The organism is Bacillus sp. WC2507, assembly GCF_052656125.1.
The window spans coordinates 179,302-192,500 of sequence record NZ_JBQXPN010000001.1; the positions used below are offsets into that span (position 1 = coordinate 179,302).

The following is a 13,199-nucleotide window of genomic DNA, read 5'->3' on the forward strand; positions in this document are numbered from 1 at the left end:
AGAAAATGTTAACCAATTACTTTTTGAAGACGATTTAAAACTTTTTCTTTTCCAAGAAGTGCAATAGCATTAGGAAGCTCTGGGCCATGTGTTTGACCCGTAGTTGCAACACGGATTGGCATAAATAAGTTTTTACCTTTATGACCTGTTTCCTTTTGAACTGCTTTAATAGCCGCCTTAATTGCTGCTGGTTCCATCGCTTCTAGTGCTTCTACTTGACCAGCAAATGCACGAAGTACTTCTGGTACTTGTTCACCTTTTAATACTTCTTGTCCTTCTTCTTCATAATCAACATGATCTTTGAAGAACATTTCAGAAAGCTCTACAATTTCAGCTCCAAAACTCATTTGTTCATGATATAACGCAATTACATCACGAATCCAAGCTTGTTCTTGTTCACTTACAGTTTCACCTATACGTCCAGCTTTCACTAGATGCGGTAAGCTTAATTCTACCACCGTATCTAAATCTTGCTTTTTCATATATTGGTTGTTCATCCATTTTAGTTTTTGAGAATCAAATAATGCAGGTGATTTTGATAAACGAGCTGCATCGAACATTTTGATAAACTCTTCTTGAGAGAAGATTTCTTCTTCTCCTACTGGCGACCAACCTAGTAGTGCAATAAAGTTAAAGATTGCTTCTGGAAGATATCCAAGTTCTTTATATTGCTCAATAAATTGAATAATAGATTCATCACGCTTACTTAATTTTTTACGGCTTTCATTTACAATTAAAGTCATATGACCGAATTGCGGAATATCCCAACCGAAAGCTTCATAAATCATCATTTGTTTTGGCGTGTTTGAAATATGATCATCACCACGAAGTACGTGTGTAATTTCCATTAAGTGATCATCTACTGCTACCGCAAAGTTATAAGTTGGAATTCCATCTTTTTTCACGATAACGAAATCACCGAAATCATTTGAATGGAATGCAACTTCATCTTTTACAATATCTTTAAATGTGTAATCACGGTCAGCTGGTACACGGAAACGAATACTCGGAATACGTCCCTCAGCTTCAAATTCTTTCACTTGCGCTTCAGTTAAATCACGGTGGTTACCTGCGTAACGAGGTGTTTCACCACGAGCGATTTGCCCTTCACGTTCTGCTTCTAGCTCTTCTTCTGTCATATAACATTTGTAAGCTAAACCACGCTCTAATAAATCTTCATATAATTTTTTATACATATCTAAACGCTCTGTTTGACGATATGGTCCAAATTCACCACCAACATCAACACCTTCATCCCAGTCCATACCGAGCCATTTCAAGTATTTTAATTGGCTTTCTTCTCCACCAGCAACATTACGTTTTACATCAGTATCTTCAATACGAATAATAAACTTACCATCTTGATGACGAGCAAATAAATAATTAAATAATGCCGTACGCGCATTTCCGATATGTAAGTGTCCTGTTGGACTTGGCGCATAGCGCACTCTCACTTGCTTTTCCATAGTTGGTACACCTTCCAATCTTAATGTCAACACATTCTATAATTGTACACCAAAAAAATGTGATTATCCATCTTACGAATTAAAAACCGTTATTTTTTCTGTAATAAAACAACTGCTTGAGAAGCGATTCCTTCTTCTCTACCTGTAAATCCTAATTTTTCTGTTGTTGTTGCCTTTACATTGATATTATCAATAGACGTTTCTAATAGTTCACTAATACGTTTACGCATACTTTCAATATGTGGTGCCATCTTTGGCTTTTGAGCAATAATTGTACAATCTAGATTCCCTAACTCGTAACCTTGTTCACATACAAATTCCCAAACCTTTTGCAGCAATACAGCTGAATCCGCATCTTTAAAGGCAGGGTCTGTATCAGGGAAATGCTTTCCAATATCTCCTGCTGCAATGGCACCTAAACATGCGTCCGCGATCGTATGTAACAATACGTCCGCATCAGAGTGACCGATTAATCCTTTCTCATGAGGAATTGTAATTCCACCAATAATTAACGGTCTACCTTCCGCGAATTCATGTACATCAAAACCTTGTCCAATTCGAAACATTTTTTACATCCTCCTCGAGCTAAACTACTGAGCTTTATGATTCTATATTATATCGCTTATCCTTATAAAGAAAAGCCCGGCCGTTGCCGAGCTTTTCTTCGCTATAATCATTGCTATTATTTCTTTTGAACATGAAGAAAGCTTTCAGCAATTAGTAAATCCTCTGGAGTCGTCACTTTAATATTATAGTAACTCCCCTCTACTACACCTACTTGCTTCCCGATACGTTCTACGAGACTTGCATCATCTGTACCAAGGAAACAACTCTGTTTCGCACTTCTATGAGCTTCTAACAAAAGAGAAACAGAAAACCCTTGCGGTGTTTGTACAGCTTTAAGCTGAGATCTTTCTACCGTTTCGACAACAACACCCTGCTCTACTTTCTTAACGGTATCTTTCACTGGCACCGCACAAATGGAAGCCCCATATTTTTCTGCTGCAGTTAATACATCTTGAATCACTTTATTCGTTACAAATGGGCGCGCACCGTCATGCACAAGAACATACTCAACATCACTCGTATGCTGAATCGCATTATATACACTATCTTGTCTTTCAGCTCCACCCTGAATAAATTGTACTGGCTTTTCAATCGGATATTTCTGCATTAGCTCTTCAAAATATGGGCGCTCTTCTTCGTTAATTGCCATGATAATATTTTTACATGCTTTATCCTTTTCAAAAGCACGTAACGTATGCACAATAATCGGTACTTCATTAATAAGTAAGAACAACTTATTTTTGCCAGCACCCATTCGCTTTCCTTGACCAGCTGCTGGAATAATTAATGTATACATATTAATAATCCTCTACTTATAATGCTTTTTCTAATAATTTACGTTTGGCGAAAATCATACGACCAGCTGATGTTTGTAACACACTCGTAACAAGTACATCGAGTTGCGAACCTACGTATTCTCTACCATCTTCTACTACAATCATCGTGCCATCATCTAAATATGCAACACCTTGATTTTGTTCTTTTCCATCTTTTACAACATAAACGCTTAGTTCTTCACCTGGGAGTACAACAGGTTTAATCGCATTAGCTAAATCGTTAATGTTTAACACCGTTACCCCTTGTAATTCAGAAACTTTGTTTAAGTTGAAATCGTTCGTTACTACCGTTCCACCAGTGATTTTCGCCAACTTTACAAGTTTGCTATCCACTTCTTGAATATCATCGAAATCGCCTTCATAAATTTCTACCGGAATCGGCATCTCTTTTTGAATACGATTTAAAATATCTAATCCTCTGCGTCCACGATTACGCTTTAAAGCATCAGAAGAATCGGCAATATGCTGAAGTTCTTCTAACACGAATTGTGGAATCACAATTGTTCCTTCTAAAAACTTTGTTTGGCAAATATCAGCAATACGTCCATCGATAATTACACTCGTATCGAGAATTTTCCAATGAGTTGTAGATTCTTCTACCTCAGTTTCAGTTTCTTCATTCTCACTATTATTATTTTTCTTCTTCCCACGTTGTGGTAATGTAAATAATCCTAGCAATTCATTCCTCTTTTTAAACCCTACTTGGAATCCTAAATATCCAAGTAAAAGAGTAAAGAACACTTGCAACACTGTACTGATAACTGGAATTGTAAATTCACGAATTGGTATTAAAATTAAATATGCAACAATAAGACCAGAGATTAACCCTAATGTACCAAATAAAACATCTGCTACAGGCGCCTTTACAAGAGCCTCTTCAATATGCTTGATAAGTTGAACGATATAATCTACAAGCCAAAATGTTGTTAAAAATAAAATAATTGCACCAATAATTGCACGAACATACGATCCTTCTAATAAAGGAACAGCACCGATGTCCAATACATTAATAACTTTTGGGATTAAGTAAATCCCTAACGCTCCTCCAATTACTAGAAAGAAGAGCTGTACAATCCGTTTTAACATCCAACCACCTCCTACTCATTATTAACCATTGTTTCGCTAATCAAAACGCCGAATGCAAAAGCGGACGTGTTTTTTTATAAATAGTTTTATTTACCAATATACCATATCATATACCAAAAATGTTCTAGTGTCGTTATATTATGGAATCAATGTAATATTCTTAATTGTGTCTACTCATATAGAGATGCTCTTGGATTCTTTTTAGGCCTTCTCGTATTTTCTTCGCCCTGACTTCTCCAATTCCTTCCACATCATCCAATTCATTAATAGTTGCTCGACAAACACCTTGCAAGGTCTTAAATCGATTAATTAAATTTTCAATGATAAGTGGCGGAACGCGCGAAATTTTGCTTGTGATTCGGTATCCTCTCGGCGTCACACTTTCTTCTAAACTCATTTGTCCTGGGTAGCCAAGTAATTTAACTAAATCACTATCCTCTAGAAGTTGTGTATTCGCAAGATCTTGTAACTTTTTCAAAATTTGATGATGGTCTTGTGTTTTTTCTTGATAATAATCTTTAATTAATAACGCTGCCTCTGCCTCTAAATCAGCTAGTAGTTCTGTAAGTTGTAAACGAATTAACCTACCTTCTGTTCCTAGCTCATGAATATAGCTCAATATTTCATTTTTAATACGAAGTACCATTTCAACACTATGTAACACATGAACCACCTCGGACATTGTAACGACCTCTTCAAATTCTAGAATGCCCAAATTCGTAATACCATCATTCCATACAGCCTTATATTTTTCTAACGTTTGAATAGCTTGGTTTGCCTTTGTTAAAATAACACCTATATCCTTTAGTGTATAACGTAAATTCCCTTGATATAGTGTAATTACGTTACGTCTTTGTGAAATAGCCACAACGAGACTACCTGTTTGCTTTGCTACACGCTCTGCCGTCCGGTGGCGCATACCTGTTTCAATAGAATCAATAGATGCCTCTGGAACTAACTGTGCATTTGCAATTAAAATTTTACTTCCAGTTTCATTTAAAATAAGTGCCCCATCCATTTTTGCTAATTCGTATAAACTCGCAGGAGAGAATGCACAATTAATGTGAAATCCTCCATCAACAATACTTTTAATTTGTTCATTATATCCAAGAACAATTAGTCCCCCTGTTTGTGCGCGAAGTACATTATCTATCCCTTCGCGCAGTGGTGTCCCCGGGGCTACAAGTTGTAAAATATTAATCATACTTTTGACACGTTGCTTGTTTTCTTCCATAGCCTAGCCTCCTAATGTCAAACGAAGCGCTTCTCCTAAATTGGATACACCTACTACCTCAATCCCATCCGGAATTGTCCATCCTCCCAAATTTTTTCTAGGAATAATAGCGCGTTGAAATCCTAATTTAGCTGCTTCTTGTACACGTTGTTCAATTCTTGATACTCTTCTTATTTCTCCAGTTAATCCTACTTCTCCTATTACTGCATCGGTTGGTGCCGTAGATTTATCTCTAAAACTTGAAGCTATACTTAAAGCAACAGCCAAATCAATTGCTGGTTCATCTAATTTCAAACCACCTGCTACTTTTAAATATGCATCTTGATTTTGTAATAATAAACCTGTTCTTTTTTCTAGCACTGCCATAATAAGCGATACACGGTTATGGTCAATTCCCGTTGCCATTCTTCGAGGGTTTCCAAAACTAGTAGGGGAGATTAATGCTTGTATTTCTACTAAAACTGGTCTTGTTCCTTCCATTGAGGCAACTACTGTTGATCCTGCGACCCCAACTGGTCTTTCCTCAAGAAAAATTTCAGAAGGGTTTAAGACTTCCGCAAGTCCAAGCTCTTTCATTTCAAAAATACCCATTTCATTCGTGGAACCAAAACGATTTTTAACAGCTCGTAGAATACGATATGTATGGTGTCGATCTCCTTCAAAGTAGAGAACTGCATCGACCATATGTTCTAACATACGAGGTCCTGCAATTGCCCCTTCTTTTGTCACGTGTCCGACGATAAAAATAGGGATTCCTTTTGTTTTGGCAAGTTTCATTAATTCTGCTGTACATTCACGTACTTGCGCTACACTTCCAGGTGCTGACGTCACCTCAGGTAAATGTATCGTTTGAATAGAGTCAATAACAACAAAAGCTGGATTCATCTCTTCAATATGTGCTGCAATTCGCTGTAAGTCAGTCTCTGCTACAACAAATAGATTACTACCCTTTACATCCAAACGATCTGCACGAAGTTTAATCTGCTTTGCTGACTCCTCACCTGATATGTACAGTACATCATATGAAGCGTCTGCTAATTGTGATGAAATCTGTAATAACAACGTTGATTTCCCAATCCCAGGATCCCCACCAATAAGTACTAAGGATCCATCTACAATCCCGCCACCAAGGACACGGTTAAACTCCTGAAATTTTGTTTCAATACGCGCCTCAGACTTTGTTTCTACTTCTGTAAGACGTCTTGGTTTTGTTACTTCTGATTGAATTGCATTTGCATAATTAAGGCGCCTTGATGATACAACCGGCTCCATCTCTTCAACAAGCGTATTCCATTGACCACATCCTGGACATTTACCCATATATTTTGGTGACTGATAACCACATTCTTGACATGTGAATTTTGTTTTCTTTTTAGCCATATCGTTTTATATTTCACTTCACTTTCATCTATCAACATTTATCCTTCTCGTACAAGAAAGAGGGCTATCTCATAGCCCTCTTAGTTTGTCTATACTTATTTTACCTTTTCAGCACTATGAATGACAAATGATTCCCCTTCTACATCAAAGATAACTTTTTGTCCTTTCTCAATAGCACCTTTTAAAAGTTCTTCCGATAGTCTATCTTCTACATGCTTTTGAATTGCCCTACGAAGCGGACGAGCACCGTACTCACGATCAAACCCTTTATCAGCAATCGCTGAAATCGCTCCTTCTGTTAAGTGCAATTCAATCTCTTGCTCTTTTAAGCGATTCACTAACTGATTCACCATAAGTGTTACAATCTCTTGAATATGTTTTTTCTCAAGCATATGGAACACGATAATTTCATCAATACGGTTTAAGAATTCTGGACGAAATGCCTTTTTCAATTCATCCATTACTTTACCTTTCATATCTGAATAATCGCGGCTCTCATCTTGTACGTTAAATCCAAGATGTTTATTACGTTTTAACGCGTCTGCACCAACGTTAGATGTCATAATAACAATTGTATTACGGAAATCAACTGTACGCCCTTTAGAATCCGTTAAGCGACCATCTTCTAATACTTGTAGTAAAATGTTAAACACATCAGGATGAGCTTTCTCTACTTCATCTAATAGGACAACTGAATATGGCTTACGGCGAACCTTCTCAGTTAATTGACCGCCTTCTTCATATCCAACATATCCTGGAGGAGATCCAACTAAACGAGAGGTAGAATGCTTCTCCATGTACTCAGACATATCGATGCGAATCATTGCATCCTCATCACCGAACATAGATTCTGCTAATGCTCTTGCTAGCTCCGTTTTACCTACACCTGTTGGTCCTAAGAAAATAAAGGAACCAATCGGACGTTTCGGATCTTTCAATCCTGCTCTAGCACGACGAACAGCTTTCGCTACAGCTACTACCGCTTCATCTTGACCAATAACACGATCGTGAAGAATGGATTCTAAGTTTAATAATTTATCAGTCTCTGTTTGTGCAAGTTTAGAAACCGGGATACGAGTCCACGTAGAAACGACATTTGCAATATCTTCTACTGTCACTTCCGAGTTTTCTTTTCCTTGTTGCTCTTTCCATTGACGCTTCGTATCTTCTAACTTCTCACGTAAGCGTTGTTCCATATCACGTAAGGAAGCAGCTTTTTCAAATTCTTGACTTTGTACAGCTGCATCTTTTTCTTTTCTAATTTCCTCAAGCTTCACTTCAAGCTCTTTTAGATTTGGTGGTGTTGTATAAGAGCGTAAGCGAACCTTTGAAGCAGCTTCATCAATTAAATCAATTGCTTTATCTGGTAAGAAACGATCTGTAATATAACGGTCTGAAAGCTTTACAGCTGCATCAATTGCATCATCTGTAATAGATACACGGTGATGTGCCTCGTAACGATCACGTAAACCTTTCAAGATTTGAGTTGATTCGTCTAAACTTGGCTCATCAACGTGAATTGGTTGGAAACGTCTCTCTAAAGCCGCGTCTTTTTCAATATATTTGCGATATTCATCTAACGTTGTCGCCCCAATACATTGTAACTCCCCGCGAGCTAAAGATGGTTTTAAAATATTCGATGCATCAATAGCACCTTCTGCTCCACCTGCACCAATTAATGTATGAAGTTCATCAATAAATAGAATAATATTTCCTGCTTGACGGATTTCATCCATAACTTTCTTCAAACGATCTTCAAATTCACCACGATACTTCGTTCCAGCTACCACTGTACCCATATCTAGTGTCATAACACGCTTATCTCTTAAAGTTTCAGGAACTTCATTATTTACAATTTGTTGTGCTAATCCTTCTGCAATTGCCGTTTTACCTACACCAGGCTCTCCAATTAATACAGGATTGTTTTTTGTTCTACGGCTTAAAACTTCAATTACACGTTGAATTTCTTTACCACGCCCAATAACAGGGTCTAAACGATTTTCACGTGCAACAACTGTTAAATCACGTGCTAAACTATCAAGTGTTGGTGTATTTGCATTTGTTGAAGAACCACCTTGGTGACCTGAACTTGCTTCATTACTTCCAAGAAGTTGCAATACTTGTTGTCTTGCCTTATTTAAGCTAACACCTAAGTTATTTAAAACACGTGCTGCTACACCTTCACCTTCACGGATTAAACCAAGTAAGATATGTTCTGTTCCAACGTAAGAATGACCTAATTTACGAGCTTCATCCATAGACAACTCAATAACCTTTTTCGCACGCGGTGTATAATGTACCGTTTGAGAAGCTTCTGTTCCGCGTCCAATTAACGCTTCTACCTCTTTTTGAACTTTCTCTGGACTTAACCCAAGAGCAATTAACGCTTTTGCTGCAATTCCTTCACCTTCGCGTACAAGCCCAAGTAAAATATGTTCTGTTCCAATATTATTATGCCCAATACGAATTGCTTCCTCTTGAGATAAAGCTAATACTTTCTGTGCTCTTTCTGTAAATCTTCCAAACATCATAGAAATCGCCTCCTACTTGCGCTTAGTTTTTTTCAATACGTAATCGCTCACGGATTAAGGTTGCTCTTCGATAATCTCTTTCTTCTGGTCCTAAAGGTCCTCCTGCATATTGTTGTAAAATGCCTGGTTGTGTAAGAACCATTAGCTCAGTCAAAATATTTCTCGATACACCTTTTATATATCCTAAATCAATACCCAGTCGTACATCTGATAAGCAGGTGGCCGCTTCCGCAGATTGAATTAACCGACTGTTTGCTAGTATGCCATAAGAGCGATAAACTTTATCTTCAAGCTCAATACTTGAATTTTGTACAATTAATTCTCTAGCCATTTTTTCTTGTTGTATGATTTGTTGAATGACACTCTTTAAATCTGCAATAATATCTTCTTCAGATTTTCCTAGCGTCATTTGATTTGACACCTGAAATATATTACCTAACGCTTCGCTACCTTCACCGTATATTCCTCTTACTACTAACCCTAATTTTTGAATTACTTGTATAATACGGCTAATTCTTTTCGTTAAAACGAGTCCCGGTAAGTGAATCATTACGGAAGCCCTTAATCCTGTACCGACGTTAGTAGGACAACTCGTAATATATCCAAGTGATTCATCAAAAGCATATTCAACCTCTTCCTCTATCCAATTATCTATTTGATTGGCACTTTGAAGAGCCTCTGATAACTGCAACCCTGAAAATAAGCACTGAATCCGAATATGGTCTTCTTCATTAAGCATGACACTAATATGTTCATTTTCTGACAATAGGCATGCTCCATATTCTGTACCTGCAAGGTTGGGGCTAATTAAATGCTTTTCAACTAATACTCTCCTTTGAAGAGGCGTTAATTCATTCATTTTTAATAGTTCAAACTCTCCAAAAGGTTCTACCGTTTTATTTATAAATTCCTTTTTAAATAATTCATGAATCTGTTTAGCTTCTTCTTCATTTTGCATAGTAGAGAATTGATATTTTTTAAAATTACGAGCCAAACGAATTCGACTACTTAAAACAATATCAGAATCAGGGCCATCCCCCTTCATCCATGGACTAATCGCTTCATTCATAATTTTGTCCAGTGACATAGAACTATTCCCCCTCTCTATGCTCACTAAGCTGATTTTCAAGACCTCGAATTTTATCCCTTACCTCAGCAGCTTTCTCAAACTCCTCTTTCTGTACGTATTGTTTCAGAATGAGTTTTAGTTCATCTAATTCTTTCTTTAAGTGAATATTTCCTTCTATACGTTCCGGAATTTTTCCACAATGATCTGTATGCCCGCCGTGAAGACGTTTTAATAATGGCTTTAAATGTTCCTTAAATGTATCGTAACAAGAGGCACATCCAAAGCGTCCCACCTTTGTAAATTGCTCGTATGTCATCTTACAATCTGGACACCTTAATATACTTTTATTTGAAAATCCATTTTTGCCTTCTTCAAACATTGTTGATTCACCGTGTAATAACCCAGCAAATAAATCATGGAATGAAAAGCTAGACTGCGATGATTGAAAGAAAGACGTATAGCCACTTTGTTCTGCACATTGCTCACAAAGATGAACTTCCGTCTTCTTTTCGTTGATTACTTTTGTATAATGTAAAGTTGCTGGTCTTATATTACAGTTTTGACAAGTCATCACTATCCCCACCTTTACAACAGGAACGATCTATCTCATAGTACTTTTCATACATTACTAGATTGTTCACTTTCCTTTATTCGTTTAAATAAAAGTGCGTGTTCTTTTTTCAAAACTTCTACAATATTTAACTGCCTTATCTTTTAGTTATCATTCTTTTACAAAAGCTGTATTTATTTATATTTCAGTGTTCTTAACATTGCGCATAATATTCGAGCCCTAAGTTCATCTCGAGAAGGAACATCCATTGATAATACAGAGCGATCTAGTACACTTAACATAAGTTTAGCTTCACGATTTGTTATGATTCCCTCTTCTATTAAACGTATAATCATACTCTCTGCATTTCCTTGCGCAACGCTATGATCAATCATATGAAGCATTTGATCAATAATGTCTATATCGTCATGCAGTTTGACTTTTATAATGCGAATGTAACCTCCTCCACCACGTTTACTTTCTACTACAAATCCTCTTTCTAACGTAAAACGGGTATTGATTACATAATTGATTTGAGATGGTACGCACTCGAATTGATCCGCAATCTCATTTCTTTTGATTTCAATCACATTATTATTACTTAAGTCAATAACTTGCTTTAGATATTGCTCAATGATATCAGATATATTTCTCATTTATCCGCCACCTTTATTGACTTTGACTATCTTTGACTTTAATTATATACGTATTAATAAAATTTGCAACTCTTTTGCTTATTCACTATCCTAGCCACATTCCCCTGTATTTAATCAAAATAATAATAATTTAAACACATTTTTTACTTACTATGGATTATAAAAGAAAACACGAAAAAACACGAGTCATTTGACTCGTGTTTAGTTGCTTGGCGACGTCCTACTCTCACAGGGACAAGGTCCCAACTACCATCGGCGCTAGAGAGCTTAACTTCCGTGTTCGGTATGGGAACGGGTGTGACCTCTCTGCCATCATCACCAAACTATGAAGGCATATTCCTTCAAAACTAGATAACATTTGCTTCATATTATATGGTTAAGTCCTCGATCTATTAGTATTCGTCAGCTCCACATGTCACCATGCTTCCACCTCGAACCTATCAACCTGATCATCTTTCAGGGATCTTACTAGCTTACGCTATGGGAAATCTCATCTTGAGGGGGGCTTCATGCTTAGATGCTTTCAGCACTTATCCCTTCCGCACATAGCTACCCAGCTATGCCCTTGGCAGAACAACTGGTACACCAGCGGTGCGTCCATCCCGGTCCTCTCGTACTAAGGACAGCTCCTCTCAAATTTCCTACGCCCACGACGGATAGGGACCGAACTGTCTCACGACGTTCTGAACCCAGCTCGCGTACCGCTTTAATGGGCGAACAGCCCAACCCTTGGGACCGACTACAGCCCCAGGATGCGATGAGCCGACATCGAGGTGCCAAACCTCCCCGTCGATGTGGACTCTTGGGGGAGATAAGCCTGTTATCCCCGGGGTAGCTTTTATCCGTTGAGCGATGGCCCTTCCATGCGGAACCACCGGATCACTAAGCCCGACTTTCGTCCCTGCTCGACTTGTAGGTCTCGCAGTCAAGCTCCCTTATGCCTTTGCACTCTACGAATGATTTCCAACCATTCTGAGGGAACCTTTGGGCGCCTCCGTTACACTTTAGGAGGCGACCGCCCCAGTCAAACTGCCCACCTGACACTGTCTCCCGGGTCGATAAGACCCGTAGGTTAGAATTTCAATACAGTCAGGGCGGTATCCCACCAGCGCCTCCACCGAAGCTAGCGCTCCGGTTTCAATGGCTCCCGCCTATCCTGTACAAACTGTACCAAAATTCAATATCAGGCTACAGTAAAGCTCCACGGGGTCTTTCCGTCCTGTCGCGGGTAACCTGCATCTTCACAGGTACTATAATTTCACCGAGTCTCTGGTTGAGACAGTGCCCAAATCGTTACACCTTTCGTGCGGGTCGGAACTTACCCGACAAGGAATTTCGCTACCTTAGGACCGTTATAGTTACGGCCGCCGTTTACTGGGGCTTCAGTTCAGAGCTTCGCTTACGCTAACCCCTCTCCTTAACCTTCCAGCACCGGGCAGGTGTCAGCCCCTATACTTCGCCTTACGGCTTCGCAGAGACCTGTGTTTTTGCTAAACAGTCGCTTGGGCCTATTCACTGCGGCTTTCCGTTAAGAAAGCACCCCTTCTCCCGAAGTTACGGGGTCATTTTGCCGAGTTCCTTAACCAGAGTTCTCTCGCACACCTTAGGATTCTCTCCTCGCCTACCTGTGTCGGTTTGCGGTACAGGCACCTTTTATCTCGCTAGAAGCTTTTCTTGGCAGCGGGGAATCAAAGACTTCGCTCCATAAGGAGCTTCCCCATCACAGCTCAGCCTTCACGATAAGCGGATTTGCCTACTTATCAGCCTAACTGCTTGGACGTGCACAACCAATCGCACGCTTCTTCTATCCTTCTGCGTCCCTCC

Annotated in this window: 10 protein-coding genes and 2 rRNA genes (1 of these 12 running past the window's edge); all 12 read right to left on the reverse strand. The window is 38.7% G+C overall.

All coding sequences use genetic code 11. From position 1 onward, the window contains the following. Positions 1-8: 8 nt before the first annotated feature. On the reverse strand, positions 9-1,466 hold the full coding sequence (gene gltX, locus ACUN28_RS01070; RefSeq protein ID WP_016089675.1) for a glutamate--tRNA ligase: 1,458 nt from the start codon (positions 1,464-1,466) through the stop codon (positions 9-11). Between the two features lie 89 nt (positions 1,467-1,555). Further along, on the reverse strand, positions 1,556-2,032 hold the full coding sequence (ispF, locus tag ACUN28_RS01075) for a 2-C-methyl-D-erythritol 2,4-cyclodiphosphate synthase (protein ID WP_002159614.1): 477 nt from the start codon (positions 2,030-2,032) through the stop codon (positions 1,556-1,558). Between the two features lie 116 nt (positions 2,033-2,148). Further along, on the reverse strand, positions 2,149-2,829 hold the full coding sequence (gene ispD / locus ACUN28_RS01080) for a 2-C-methyl-D-erythritol 4-phosphate cytidylyltransferase (RefSeq protein ID WP_016089676.1): 681 nt from the start codon (positions 2,827-2,829) through the stop codon (positions 2,149-2,151). 16 nt (positions 2,830-2,845) lie between these two features. Continuing rightward, positions 2,846-3,955 (reverse strand): PIN/TRAM domain-containing protein, encoded by a 1,110-nt coding sequence (locus ACUN28_RS01085; RefSeq protein WP_016089677.1) that lies wholly within the window; start codon positions 3,953-3,955, stop codon positions 2,846-2,848. A gap of 160 nt (positions 3,956-4,115) precedes the next feature. Further along, positions 4,116-5,189, reverse strand: a complete 1,074-nt coding sequence (gene disA / locus ACUN28_RS01090) for a DNA integrity scanning diadenylate cyclase DisA (RefSeq protein WP_000392165.1) — start codon at positions 5,187-5,189, stop codon at positions 4,116-4,118. 3 nt (positions 5,190-5,192) lie between these two features. Further along, entirely contained in the window at positions 5,193-6,569 is a 1,377-nt protein-coding gene (gene radA, locus ACUN28_RS01095) for a DNA repair protein RadA (RefSeq protein ID WP_001085203.1), read from the reverse strand. Positions 6,570-6,664: 95 nt separating this feature from the next. Next, complete coding sequence (gene clpC, locus ACUN28_RS01100; protein WP_016089678.1) at positions 6,665-9,100, reverse strand: ATP-dependent protease ATP-binding subunit ClpC; 2,436 nt, start codon at positions 9,098-9,100, stop codon at positions 6,665-6,667. A gap of 22 nt (positions 9,101-9,122) precedes the next feature. Beyond that, positions 9,123-10,187, reverse strand: coding sequence for a protein arginine kinase (locus ACUN28_RS01105; RefSeq protein WP_016089679.1), 1,065 nt, complete (start codon positions 10,185-10,187; stop codon positions 9,123-9,125). Between the two features lie 4 nt (positions 10,188-10,191). Beyond that, entirely contained in the window at positions 10,192-10,740 is a 549-nt protein-coding gene (locus tag ACUN28_RS01110) for a UvrB/UvrC motif-containing protein (RefSeq protein ID WP_016089680.1), read from the reverse strand. Positions 10,741-10,913: 173 nt separating this feature from the next. After that, positions 10,914-11,375 carry a transcriptional regulator CtsR gene (gene ctsR / locus ACUN28_RS01115; RefSeq protein WP_016089681.1) on the reverse strand — a complete coding sequence of 154 codons (462 nt, stop codon included), beginning with the start codon at positions 11,373-11,375 and terminating at the stop codon, positions 10,914-10,916. A gap of 207 nt (positions 11,376-11,582) precedes the next feature. Beyond that, a 5S ribosomal RNA gene (gene rrf / locus ACUN28_RS01120) occupies positions 11,583-11,698 on the reverse strand. 49 nt (positions 11,699-11,747) lie between these two features. Further along, positions 11,748-13,199, reverse strand: a 23S ribosomal RNA gene (locus tag ACUN28_RS01125) (it continues 1,470 nt past the right edge of the window).